Annotated in this window: 11 protein-coding genes; all 11 read right to left on the reverse strand. The window is 39.5% G+C overall.

Going from position 1 to position 12,395, the window contains the following annotated elements:
• Positions 1–12: 12 nt before the first annotated feature.
• The 11 genes from F565_RS0102010 to F565_RS0102065 all read right to left on the reverse strand — a co-directional run bounded on the left by F565_RS0102010 (position 13) and on the right by F565_RS0102065 (position 12,244).
• Positions 13–984 (reverse strand): transglutaminase domain-containing protein, encoded by a 972-nt coding sequence (locus tag F565_RS0102010; RefSeq protein WP_020211515.1) that lies wholly within the window; start codon positions 982–984, stop codon positions 13–15.
• A gap of 446 nt (positions 985–1,430) precedes the next feature.
• Positions 1,431–2,114 carry a TIGR02117 family protein gene (locus F565_RS0102020; protein ID WP_020211517.1) on the reverse strand — a complete coding sequence of 228 codons (684 nt, stop codon included), beginning with the start codon at positions 2,112–2,114 and terminating at the stop codon, positions 1,431–1,433.
• Positions 2,098–2,637 (reverse strand): NADPH-dependent FMN reductase, encoded by a 540-nt coding sequence (locus F565_RS0102025; RefSeq protein ID WP_020211518.1) that lies wholly within the window; start codon positions 2,635–2,637, stop codon positions 2,098–2,100. Before F565_RS0102025 ends, F565_RS0102020 begins: the two co-directional genes overlap by 17 nt.
• Positions 2,638–2,801: 164 nt before the next feature.
• Positions 2,802–5,702 (reverse strand): serine hydrolase domain-containing protein, encoded by a 2,901-nt coding sequence (locus tag F565_RS0102030; protein WP_020211519.1) that lies wholly within the window; start codon positions 5,700–5,702, stop codon positions 2,802–2,804.
• A gap of 83 nt (positions 5,703–5,785) precedes the next feature.
• Entirely contained in the window at positions 5,786–6,268 is a 483-nt protein-coding gene (locus F565_RS0102035; RefSeq protein WP_020211520.1) for a hypothetical protein, read from the reverse strand.
• Between the two features lie 12 nt (positions 6,269–6,280).
• On the reverse strand, positions 6,281–7,072 hold the full coding sequence (locus tag F565_RS0102040) for a (Fe-S)-binding protein (protein WP_026299826.1): 792 nt from the start codon (positions 7,070–7,072) through the stop codon (positions 6,281–6,283).
• A gap of 6 nt (positions 7,073–7,078) precedes the next feature.
• The gene (locus tag F565_RS0102045; protein WP_020211522.1) at positions 7,079–7,531 is read right to left on the reverse strand and encodes an LNS2 domain-containing protein; all 453 of its coding nucleotides are present in this window, start codon (positions 7,529–7,531) and stop codon (positions 7,079–7,081) included.
• Positions 7,532–7,546: 15 nt separating this feature from the next.
• Complete coding sequence (locus F565_RS0102050; RefSeq protein WP_020211523.1) at positions 7,547–8,878, reverse strand: 4Fe-4S dicluster domain-containing protein; 1,332 nt, start codon at positions 8,876–8,878, stop codon at positions 7,547–7,549.
• Positions 8,879–8,902: 24 nt separating this feature from the next.
• Complete coding sequence (locus tag F565_RS0102055) at positions 8,903–9,880, reverse strand: MlaD family protein (protein WP_020211524.1); 978 nt, start codon at positions 9,878–9,880, stop codon at positions 8,903–8,905.
• Between the two features lie 54 nt (positions 9,881–9,934).
• Positions 9,935–11,065 carry an N-acetylmuramoyl-L-alanine amidase family protein gene (locus F565_RS0102060; protein ID WP_020211525.1) on the reverse strand — a complete coding sequence of 377 codons (1,131 nt, stop codon included), beginning with the start codon at positions 11,063–11,065 and terminating at the stop codon, positions 9,935–9,937.
• Positions 11,066–11,107: 42 nt separating this feature from the next.
• Positions 11,108–12,244: an N-acetylmuramoyl-L-alanine amidase family protein gene (locus F565_RS0102065; protein WP_020211526.1), complete on the reverse strand. Its 1,137-nt coding sequence runs from the start codon at positions 12,242–12,244 to the stop codon at positions 11,108–11,110.
• Positions 12,245–12,395 lie beyond the last annotated feature (151 nt).

Here is a 12,395-nt window from a genome sequence, read left to right on the forward strand (position 1 = left end):
TTGTAGTATATCTTAGCGGTTTATCCTGTAAGCCGCTACCGATTTTTGGTTAATGTAAATAGTAAGAGTACCATTAGAGCCATTATCAAGAGGTACATCAAATTCGGTTATACCGTTGTTTATTAAAGGCTTTGCCTGTATTATTTTCCTGTCTTTGCTAAACGCGTAATGCACCACATCGCCCTGTTTTAAATTTTTAATTTTAAAGGGGATGACATTATATTTCCTATCGGTAAATGAACCTGTGTTAGGTGCCAAAAACTGATAACCACCCATAAGGTAATTACCATAATACAATGGCAGGTTAGCAAAATCGTCGCCTGTTTTTTTGGTCAGCAGCCATTGCTTGTCGTCGGGATAATGATTTAAGAAAAACACATCGGGTTCAGCAAAAAAGTAACCGTCGTTAAATTTAAAAGCAAAGGCTGGTTTTTCGCCTGTAACTACACCCGATGCCCACGTGGTATCGAGAAGTTGCCACTCACCGTTAATTTTTACGGCGTTCCAGGCATGGTCGCTGGCACCGGGGCCTTTACCAATGTGTGCCGGATGCGACTTAGATGTTCCCGGAATGATAACCGCCTCCAAACCTGCTTTTTCGGCCACCACGGCAAATAATGTAGAGTAGCCCTCGCACACCCCTTTTTTAGACTTGATGGTTTTTAGCGCAAGGTCATCGCGCATTATTTTTTGCTTGGCAATTTTCTCTTCCTGAGTAGAGTATGAAAAGCCTACCGGCTGCCTGTTGATGCCATAAGCAGCGAGGTCGTACTTAATATTAAGCGCTATCCATGTAAAAATAGCGCGGGCTTTAAGGTCGTCCTGTTTAAAATCAGCACTAACCTGTGCGGCAAGCTTATCAGGGTCGGAAAATTTAGGGTACGCTTTAACGGTGTTATCTACTTTTGTAAAATCCTGGGCCTGTGCAAAGCCAAAGGTTAACAACAAAAGCGCTATGTATAAGGTTTTAGATATGTACTTCATGGTAAATAACTATCCAAGAACGATGCCAAAATTAGATTCTAAGATGATAGCAAACAGAATACAGAATAAATAAACAAAAGTATTATGGCAGGAATTAAATTCACTAATAATCGCCAACCATCATTTCGCCGCTTGTCAACAATTATAAGCTTAACTAACTCAATACCATTGATTATAGAGAATATTAAGGAAAGCAAAGTAAGAATAACACAAACAAGCTGACCATAAACATAAATATAATGATATTTATAGTACACAGTAAAATATTTGGCTATTAAACCAACGATAAAAGCCAATACTAATAATGCTACTGGTATAAAGGCATTACGCCTTGTCCTTTCTAAAAATGTGTTTGGCATATATGTTAGCGGTTTTGGTCTTTAAGTTGCAAAGATTTATATCCATTTGTGACTTTGGAACTTTGCTGCTCTGAAACTCTTTAACTACTACCTGTAATGACAAAATATCCCTTTATCATAAGGCGTCCACAATGCCGCACGCTGATGTGCCGCTTTTAAAGCATTGTTAGCCCAGGTATTACAGGTATAAAATAAGCTATACTTGCGGTTGGCCTCATAAAAAGCATCGTACCGGCCGTAACTTTGGTCTTTTATCCACAAGACTTTTTTACCGTTATCGTACTGAAAGCTATCGGTAATATAGGCAACAAGGTCGGCGTAATCCTTTTGCGTGATCATGATCTTTACACACTCGTCATCTTCCTTTACGGTTTTGTAAAACTTAGTATGCATAGCCGATGTTCCCAAATAAAACGCTGCCTTAAAAGCGGTGCTGGCTTTAAGGTCGCTCCACTCCGGCGTATCAAGGTAAAAGCCTTTATCGCCCCAGCCAAAAGCCATATAGTTAGCTACGCTGTCTTTAGCTTTGGTCTGGCTGTAAAGAATATCTTTAGTCCAGTCTTTTACATTATTTTTTATAGGCACTAAAATATCGGTATGCACCCCGTTAGAGTTTATGTAAATAGGTATGTCGCCACCTTTTTCTGGTTCGCTGTTTACCGTAATGTGCGACATCCCAACTGCAGAGAGTAAATAGATTACTACAAAAGCCACAATGCCAAGCACTACCCTGCCGGTAATTTTCAACCCTTTTTTAAGCCTTCTGTCCATAATCAAAGTCTGCTACAATTTGTTTTAACGCAGCATCATATTCTTTATTAGATATTGTGTTGGTTTCTTCATCAAAATTTTCTGCAAAGCTGGGTAAAGAGAACGTAGCACGAATATTACCCCCATACCATGCAAGGCTTATTTTTGCTGCTTCCAGCGCATTCTTCCCGCCGTGCTTACCCGGGGATGTAGACATAAGCAGCAATGGTGTATTATTGAACACCAGTCTTTTTTGGCGCGATGCCCAGTCATAAATATTTTTAAAGGCAGCGGTTAACCCCGCATTATGTTCGGCAACAGAAATTAACAAAACATCGGCCTGCTCTATTTTATCCAAAAAGGTTCTCGCTATAGGCAGCTGGCCTATTAATTTTTCCCGGTCTACACTAAACAACGGAAGTTCATAATCATTAAGGTCGAGTATATGAACCTCTGCATTTTCAAAAAGTCCGGCGGCGTATGTGGCCAGTTTTTTGTTTATAGATTGCTTACTGCTGCTTCCGGCAAAGGCTAATAATTTCATAAAGTATATTTTATTATTAAGTCCTGCTAAATTTAACAATACCAACAGGCAATAAATTTTTAGAAAAATAGAGTTATCAATGGTATATAAATATCACTCGTGAAAAACGAATTACATTGAAAGTAGATATAGAAACTAAAGCATTTTAAATAAGCCTTATTTTTTTATTTTATAATCGCATCCTGAATAACCTTTTGTATATCTTCCCTTATATTTTCTTTAGATAATTTATTCTCTCCTGCTTCCGGATAGGTACGGTTAGACAGGAATACATATACAATCTCTGTTTCAGGATCTGCCCATGCCATAGTTCCAGTAAAGCCGGTATGCCCAAAGCTCGATTTAGATACACATCCGCAGGTAGGCCCTGATTTTTCTATCTGTGGTTTGTCAAATCCAAGTCCGCGACGGTTGCCTTCTTTACATGCGTAGCAGGTATTAAAGGTGTCGAAAGTCTTGGCAGAGAAATACTGTTTGCCACCGTAAGTACCTTTTTGCAGGTACATTTGCATAATCTTGGCAACATCCATACTGTTAGAGAAGAGACCGGCATGCCCTGCAACCCCATCCATCATGGCTGCAGCCATATCATGCACGTAGCCCTGAATTTCTTCATAACGGAAATAGTTATCAACTTCTGTAGGCGGTATCATACTCATATCAAACTTTTGCAACGGATTGTATGTGGTTGAATATGCGCCAAGCGGTTTGTAAAAGTTAGTATCGCTAAGCACATTAAGCGGTTTGCCTGTTTTAAGCTCTAAGAACTCTTTAAGCAGGATAAAATTAAAGTCGCTGTACTTGTACTCCTTTTTAGGTAATAACTTACTGTCGGCAATTTTGTCAATCATTATGCCGGGGTAATCTTTTCTAAGGAATAAATTCTCTGTAACCTGGTGTGGAAACTCCGGACTAACCGACCTGCGGTAATACAATGTATCCGGCTGCTTAAGGCTATCCAGCGTTTCCTGGTAAAAAGGCAACCATGCCTGAAAACGCGACTGGTGTAACAGCATATCCTTAAGGGTAATATCTTTTTTGTCGGTCTTTTCAAATTCCGGCAGCATGTTACCCAACTTTTCGTCAAGCCTTAAATGGCCTTTATCATACAATTGCATAATATTAGGCAATGTAGAAAGCATTTTAGTTAACGATGCCACATCATAAATATCAGTATCTTTTACCTTTACATCATTGTTGTACGTATGGTAACCGTATGATTTTTGATAAATAACCTTACCTTTTCTTGCTACTAAAAGCTGAATTCCCGGTGTCATTTTCTGGTCGATAGCACGCTTAGCAATTGCATCAATTTTTCTGAGAGTAACCGAATTCATACCTACATTCTCTGGTGTTGTAAAGCCAAGCCTGTTTAGAGGTTTTGTAAAAATACCGTCGTTAACCTTAAAGGCTCCTCCTACACTAACCGGAAGTTTACCTTTAGAACCCAAAGCGCCAAATATAATTTCGGCAGCAACAGTCTGGGCAATTTCATTATTTTGGTAAGCAAGCACGATACCGTCTATATTTCCAAAACTTTTAACGGCGCTAAGCACGTAGGGTTTTGCAAAAGAAGTAAGGATAACTCTTTTATTCTTAGCAATAGTATCCAGCCAAACTAATTCTTTCGATGTAAAATCGTGTTTTTTCCAGGCACCATCAGCTTTATGGTAACCTACAATAACGGTAGTATATTCTTTAAGTGCTTCGGTCATAAGAGGGAGGCTGTCCTGCTTAACCTCAGTAACATCAGCATATTTTTCGAGAACCTTAACATAATTAGAGCCATCATCATCGCCCATTTTTACATAAGCAATCTTCTCATTTTCAAGGTCTGCAATAGGTAAAATATTGTTATCGTTTTTAAGTACGGTTTCTGCCTGCTCATAAAGCTGGTAGTTAAGGTCGTCGTACTCATGACCATTAAGTTCGGCATACAAATTTTTAAGGTCTATAGGTTTATATTTGTTAAGGCCAATCCTGTATTTGTAAGCAAGTATTTTTTTAACCGAAAAAGCAAGTCTGCTTTCACTTAAAACAGTGTCATTATACGCTTTGCGAAACTTTTCTATAGCCAGTGGCACATTTTCTGCAAACAGTAACACGTCGTTACCGGCAAGAAAAGCTTCGAGGTCTATATCGCCGGGTTGCATGTATCCACTCGCTCCTTTCATATTTAGGGCGTCTGTAAATATAAGGCCTTTAAAACCCATTTGTTCCTGTACAAGATGTGTTACCACATTATAAGACAATGATGTGGGCAAGTTAGGAGTAGGCTCTAAAGCGGGAACGTTAAGATGGGCAACCATTATACTTGCCATACCTTCATTAAATAAACGCTTGTAAGGGTACATCTCTATATCCTCAAGCCTTTTTTTATCGTAGGGAAGAAAAGGCAATGCCAAATGAGAATCAGTCCCTACATCGCCGTGGCCGGGAAAGTGTTTGCCTGTAGCATAAATGCCGCCATCCTGTATACCTTTCATTAATGCCGAAGCCCTGTTGGTTACATTGTCTTTATTTTCTCCAAAAGACCTGTTGCCAATTATAGGGTTAAGAGGGTTAATATTAATATCTACAACCGGGGCAAAATTAAAGTGTATGCCCATGCGCTGCGCCTGCTTTGCCATCTGGCCTCCCATTTTTTCTATAAGGGCAAGATCCTGAACGGCACCAAGTGTCATATTCCAGGGGTAACGGTAGGTAGAATCGAGCCTCATGCTAAGGCCCCACTCGGCATCTATACCCACAAATAAAGGTATTTTACTTTCTTTCTGGTAGCGGTTGGTAAGCTTTGACTGTCGCACCGGCCCACCCTGAAAAAAGATGACCCCGCCCACTTTATAGTCTTTTATAAGCTTGTCTATCCCTCTTACGTGCGACGAATCTTTGTTAGAATAAGCCGCAACCATAAACAACTGCCCCACCTTTTCATCAAACGAGAATTGGTTGTAAACACTGTCTGTCCACCGTTGCTCTGCCGGCGATTTATAATCTGTAAACACCTTGCTTTGCGCAGATGCTGCTTGTATAGTGAGTAGTAATAGTAGGGCAAGGAACCTCATTAATGAAAATATATTTTAAATAATAAAACATCATTATAGTTTATATAATGATGTTTTTAATGTTTTTAAGGCAAATATTGGGTTTAAAAAAACCTGCTGTGCCAGCTTTCTCCTGCAGGTACTTCCCAAAAATCCTGCCACTCTCCTACTGTATTTACTAAATTGTTAAAAACAATTGTATTAGCCGAAACAGATTTGTCTTTAGCAAGCTTTTTAAATTCTATAAGTGGCTTGTGGGTAATAAATTCGCCCTGTTTAAAGGTTACATTCATTTTATCCAACAGCTCTACATTATACTTTTGCTCCAGTTGCTGTATAAAATGCACAGATGCATCTATAGAACAGCCCGTAGCATGCTGGTTATCCTGGTTAACGGCCAGGATTATAAACCTGTCATATTTTATAAGGAACGAAGCCTCAAGGCCGGTGCCGTGGGCAGCCCAGTTCTCTACAAAGTTTTGAAGCTGTGCTTCTATATCGGTAATTTCGTCTTCAGAAAATTTCCTGTTGGACTGATATATCCATATTTTGGATTCTTCAGGCAGTGTATCAAACGGAACGTACATAATTTGTCTTTCTTATAAATCCTTAGCATTGGCAATTAACTCTGCCACATCCATAACTTTAATATCGTGTTCCCTGTTTTTTGCTTTAACACCATCGGTAAGCATGGTATTACAAAACGGGCATCCTGCGGCAATAATTTCAGGTTGGGTTTCAAGGGCATCTTCTGTCCTCTCTACATTAACATCTTTTTTGCCCGGTTCAGGTTCTTTAAACATCTGGGCACCACCGGCACCACAGCAAAGGCCATTGGCACGAGATCGTTTCATCTCTACAAGTTCGGCATCCAGTTTTTCTATAAGATCGCGTGGAGCCTCATAGATATTATTTGCCCTACCCAAATAGCATGGGTCATGAAACGTAATTTTCTTTCCTTTAAACGCACCACCCTCTACAGTAAGCCTGCCATCATCAAGCAGTGACTTTAAAAACTGAGTATGGTGTACCACCTCATAACTCCCGCCCAGGCCGGGGTATTCGTTTTTAATGGTATTAAAACAGTGTGGGCATGCCGTAACTATCTTTTTAACATCATAGGCATTAAGCACCTCTATATTTGCCATAGCCTGCATCTGGAACAAAAACTCATTTCCAGCCCTTTTAGCCGGGTCGCCGGTACAGCTTTCCTCGGTTCCTAATACGGCAAACGGTACCTTTGCACTATGTAATAACTTTACAAATGCCTTGGTTATTTTTTTTGCCCTGTCATCAAAACTACCAGAGCAGCCCACCCAGAATAAAACTTCCGGCTGCTGTCCTGTAGCCATCATATCGGCCATTGTGGGTACTGTAATGTTATCCTGCATCATAATTTATTCTGCATCATGGTTGCCATCATCAAAAACCTGAATGGTAACCTCTTTATCAATAAGATCTGTAAACTTGCCACGGTAACGCGTAGCCTTAACAAGGTGGTTGTCTATCCAGTGGTAGTTACCACCGCGCGGTTTGCCCATAAGCATACCGTGATATTTAAATCCATGCTCTTTAAGCCACGTTTCTGTAATTTCCCTGTGTGCCTCTGTACGAGAGGTAAAAAAGAATATTATATGCCCTTCGTCATACCACTTATTAAGGGTAATAAGTGCATCAGGATATACGGCAGCCGTAACCATCCTTTCCGGCTCTTCGTTAGGAATATCGTCGCAAATAGTACCGTCTATATCTATCAGGTAATTTTTAATGCCTGCCGGTAATATTGGGCTTAAATGCTCGCCGTTTTCTGTAATCGTTTGAAGATTTTTTTCGATATCCTCCTGTTTCATTATCGTACCTGTTAATTATAATTCGTCTTTCCAGTTAAGCCTGTCCATCTGGCTGTACTGCCACGGGGCGCCGTTGTTCTCTATATTTGTCATCATACCGTTAAGCTCTGTAGGTGCAGCACTCTGCTCCATAACCAGGTAACGCCTCATATCCATAATAATAGATAATGGGTCTATGTTTACCGGGCAGGCGTCTACACAACCATTACAGGTAGTACATGCCCATAACTCTTCGGGTGTTATATAGTCGTTTAATAATGATTTACCATCATCAACAAACGTGCCCTTATTAGCGTCAATATTACGACCTACTTCTTCAAGCCTGTCGCGGGTATCCATCATTATTTTTCGTGGAGAAAGTTTTTTGCCTGTAAGGTTTGCGGGGCAGGCCGATGTGCAACGGCCACACTCTGTACACGTATATGCATTAAGCAACTGTACCCAGTTAAGATCCTGAACATCGCTCGCACCAAATTTTGCAGGCACCTCACCTTCCGCAGGGGCAGGCTGTGCAGCAAACGGGTCGGCATTGGGGTCCATCATCAACTTAACTTCGGCAGTAACCGAATCTAAGTTTTCAAATTTGCCTTTAGGCTCCAGTTTTGCAAAATAGGTATTAGGGAACGCCAATAAAATATGAAGGTGTTTAGAAAAGTACAGGTAATTCATAAAAATTAATATTCCCGTAATATGTAGCCACCATGTAGTTCTCTCTACAATGATAGCTGTACTTTCGCTCATACCATTAAAAAGCGGAGTTATAAATCCTGATACAGGAAAAGAACCCGCAGTAACATAATGATGAGCACCTAAACCCTGAAGGTAATGGTCGGCAGCATTCATGGTAAGGAAAAATATCATGAGTACTGTTTCAAAATACAAAATGATATTGGCATCGCTTTTAGGCCAGCCTTTTAGGTCACCATGTGCAAAACGCCATAGCTTTATAACGTTTCTCCTGATCCAGAACGTTACAACCGAAAAAATGACCCCAAACGCAAGTATCTCGAAGAAACCTATTAAGAAACTATAAAACCCACCAAGAAATGCAAATATCCTGTGGGTTCCAAATATACCGTCTATAATAATCTCTAAAACTTCTATGTTAATAATAACAAAACCTGCATAAACAATAATATGCAACGCACCCGCAACGGGGCGTTTTACCATTTTAGACTGGCCAAGAGCTATGAGCGCCATGTTGCCCCAGCGTGCTTTAGGATTATCGTACCTGTTTACATCCCTGCCGAGCTTAATATTGCGCGTAAGTTTTTTTACGTTTATTGCAAAGTAACCAAAACCAGCAACCAGCAACAGTACAAACAAGATATTATCTATGTAACTCATATAGTAAAGAATTATCCTTGTCCTTTAAGGCTTTTCTTCTGTCTTAACTTCAGGCTCTGTTTTCTCTTCTACGTAAGGAGTACCTTTTTTGCCAAATACAGAGAAGTGAACGTAACGCTTAGGATTATTTTTAAAATCGGCAAGCAATTCTTTTAATTCTTTAGATGCACCATTTAGGTTGTTATACATGGCATCATCTTTCATTAGTTTACCTAATGTGCCTTTGCCCGATTGTACATCGTTAATAAGGTTATCTACATTAGCAAGAGATCTTTCCAGTTTTTTAACTGCCTCACCAATGTTTGCCTGGTTAAGAGAGTCAGATAGCGCTGCAAAATTTTTACTGGTTTTATTAAGGTTATACATGGTAGCATCTATGTTGCCCCTGTTACCAGATATTGTACCGTTAAGCGTTTGTGCCGCTTTATTAAATTCTTTCATTGTAGCCCCAAGGTCTGCAATAGCAGTGCGCATATTTTGCTGTGTTTGTAAATCAAAAACGTTGTTAATGTTTTTAAGAAGGCTGTCTGCCGTAACAACGGTAGCTTCTACTTTTGTTTGCAGCGGCGAAAGTTTTTCTCCTACTACAGATAGCATTCCCGGTTTAAGGCCACTTAAAAGGTAAGCGCCATCTTCGGCAAGCTGGGTATTTTTAGTATCGGGTATCAGGGCAATTTGTTTGCCGGATAAACCAAAACCCGGCTCATACAACGTTGCATGGCTGGTTGTAGATATAGGGAAATCAGTATTAACCTGCAACTCTACAATAAGGCTTCCTTCTGTTAGGTCTTTAAATGTAATAGAATTTACTTTACCAACAACTAATCCGTTAAGGGTAACGGGAGCTGATGGAGAAAGCCCTTCTACATCTTTATAAACTACATAATAGGTTGTATACGAATTAAAAAGGTCTCTGCCTTTTAAAAAACTATATCCCCAGATAAATACTAATATGGCACCTAATACAAGAATTGCCGTCTTTACTTCTTTTGATACTTTCAAAACAGGTTTATTTTTTAACAAATGTAGGACAAAATTATTACTAATATGTGAATATTACTTTAAAGCTTCTGCAATACTAATAATTTTATTTTTCCTGAAAGCAACAACATAAGCCGATGTAAACCCTTTGCTTTTAGCCTCAGATAGTAGCTTTGCAGTTTTACTGTAATCAGTGGTTTCGCCATAAAAATATTTAATCTGGCTGCCACTTTTTAGTTTGGAAATATTTTTAAGCCCTTTAAAATTAGAAGGTTTAGTGGCAAGATCCCTGCCGCTCGAAGATATCTGAACCTTAAATACCACCCCTGCTTTTGCAACGGTGTCTTTTTGTTCAGCCTCCGGCTCTACTTCATTTTTTTTATCAGATGTTACTTCTTTTACAGCTTCGGTAATTTCTGCCTGCTGCTCACTATCACTTGCGTTGCCATCAAACATTTTTTTATAGCTGATGATAGCTTTTGCAATAGACTTTGCCATTTCTTCCTGCCCATCGGCAGAATTAAGGTAAGCACCTTCTGCCTTGTTAGATATAAAGCCAAGTTCTATAAGTACACCCGGCATTGCCGTAGCATCCAGCACCCATAGCGGGATTTGCTTTATACCCCTGTCATTCTTTTTAAGGTCATTTTTAAAACCATCCCTAATTTTACCTGCAAGTATTATACTCTGGTTAAGCGACTCTTCCTGTGCCAGTGCAATGCCTATAGTTGTATCCGGATTATCGGGGTTAAAACCTTTATACTTTAGCTTATAGTCTTTCTCTAATGTAATTACGCTATTTTCTTTACGTGCCACTTCAAGGTTAATTTTACTGCGCGACAAACCCATAACAAATGTTTCTGTTCCCTGAGCCTGCTCTGCATTAACACCGTTACAGTGTATTGATACAAAAAGGTCGGCATCGGCTTTATTGGCAATATTAGCGCGCTCCCTTAACTCAATAAATACATCGGTCTTGCGGGTGTACACTACATTAAAGCCCGGTTCGTCTTCTAATATCTTACCTATTTTAAGTGCAACGCTAAGCACAATAGCTTTTTCTTTATAGCTATTATGTGCAGTACCCTCATCGCCACCACCATGCCCGGCATCGAGCACTACCTTAAATTTTTTAGACTGCCCAAAAGAGGCTGTGCACAATAATATAAGTATGTAAAATAAATATTTTTTAGTTAACCTTGTCATGTATATAGTTTTAGTAGCCGCCTGCTAACGCTTATCTTTTTTTTATTTTTTACCTAATGCTTCCTGCACCGTAATTTTTTTTCCATCTTTAAATGCTACTACAAAGGCAGATGTATATCCTTTCTCTTTAGCTGTAACCAGTAATTGTTTAGCCTCATCATAACTATCTGTAGCACCATAATAATATTTAATTACCGCTGCGCTGGCATCTTTAGAGATATTGGTAAGCCCTTTAAAATTTTCCGGAACGGTCTCTAAAGATTTTCCACTTGCAGATATCTGAACCTTAAATGTAACACCTTTAGCAGCCGCTACTGCAGGTTTAGCTTCCGGCTTAGTCTCAGGTTTTTCTGCAGGCTTGGTTTCAGCTACAATACGCACTGTGGCGGTACCGCTATTAGCCGCCGGTTCTTTATATTCAGTTCCTCCTCCTGTGTAATATTCTTTTTTATACGATTGTATAGCTTTGGCAATAGCCTTTGCCATATCGTCCTGCCCGTCTTCAGAATTTAAGAATGCCCCTTCCTGCTCATACGATACAAAGCCAAGCTCTATAACCACGCCCGGCATAGAAGCCTTGTTTAAAATCCAGAATGGCGCATATTTAACACCCCTGTTTTTTCTTTTAAGGGTGCTTGTAAAACCATCCTGTATTTTGCTTGCCAGGTCTATACTGTTATTAAGTGTGGCATCGGGCACAGCACTTAACAATGCTTCCGGCTTATTAGGATCAAAACCTTCGTATTTTTCTTTATCCTTTTCCAGTTTAATAACAGAGTTTTCTTTTTTTGCAACCTCAAGATTACTCGCATTTTTAGTAGGCCCCATTATAAAGGTTTCTGTACCAAAAGCAGCCTTTTTAGGTTCGCCGTTACAATGTATAGATATAAACAAATTGGCGTCTGCCCTGTTTGCCATATCCGGCCTTTCGCTAAGTGCTACAAAAACATCGGTTTTACGGGTGTAAAGAACCTGTATGGCGTTGTCCTGCTCTAAAAGTTTACCTACTTTAAGCGCTACGTTAAGAGTAATATTCTTTTCTACATAGCCATGATAGAGTGCACCAAAGTCTTTTCCACCATGTCCGGCATCAAGTACTACCTTAAACTTGCCTCCGTCCTGTGCAAAAGTGCATGTGCACGATATAATAAAAAGTAAAAAAACCAGTTTTAAATTCATGTTCTCCCTCATTGCAAAATAGTTATTATGCTGCTTGTGTTATAATTACATTTAGTGGTTAGTTTGACAAAAATATTGTAAGTTTGGCACTTCAAAAAAATAAGCCACACTGTTACAAAAATAGTATTAAAACCATTGCGTACAAACTTAT

Origin of the sequence: Flavobacterium rivuli WB 3.3-2 = DSM 21788 (assembly GCF_000378485.1) — a bacterium.
Taxonomy (GTDB): Bacteria; Bacteroidota; Bacteroidia; order Flavobacteriales; family Flavobacteriaceae; genus Flavobacterium; species Flavobacterium rivuli.